This is a genomic window from Candidatus Protofrankia californiensis (assembly GCF_900634765.1).
Lineage (GTDB): Bacteria > Actinomycetota > Actinomycetes > Frankiales > Frankiaceae > Protofrankia > Protofrankia californiensis.
This window is the reverse complement of record NZ_CAAAFT010000218.1, coordinates 3,228-3,777: the sequence shown is the minus strand read 5'-3', so window position 1 is coordinate 3,777 and position 550 is coordinate 3,228. Positions and strand designations below refer to the sequence as shown.

1 pseudogene is annotated in these 550 nt (G+C 70.0%); it reads right to left on the bottom strand.

The annotated features are described in order from the left end of the window. Positions 1-550, bottom strand: a pseudogene (locus DD1DGNOD_RS12010) (RND transporter); the annotation flags it as partial.

Here is a 550-nt window from a genome sequence, read left to right as displayed (position 1 = left end):
GGCCGCCGCGGAGATCCCGAGCAGGTTGCCGAGCAGCCTCTCGGAGGAGAGCAGTTCCTGGCCTCGCACCGCGACCATGGACAGTCCGGTGATCTCCACCTGGAATCCCGGTAGCGGGATGAGAGTGCGGCCGATGTCGTCGCGCAACGCCCGCAGCGCGTCGAGGTCGTCCATGCGGACCCCGAAGACCATGGTAGCGACCTGGTGGTCGCCGCGGATCACCGAACCGGCCAGATAGGGCGGCAGCAGCCGCAGCGCCGCGTCGATCTGCTCGGACGTGCTGTCCGGCCCGAGGAACTGCAGCAGTGTGGGCGGTGAGACCACCGGGCGCAGCCGGTCGCCGTGATCGGTGATGAGACGCTGCTGGGTGGCACGCATCCACTCCACCGCCACCGGGCTGGTGACGTTCACTCCGCGCAACACCACGGAGAGCTCACCGGAGGAGCCGACGACGCTCTCGACGTGCCGTGCGTCGTTCAGGGTGGACGCGCCGGCCGCCAGCGATTCGAAGTCGCTGTTGAGCCGCAGCGTCGGCAGCGCCGCCCACCCG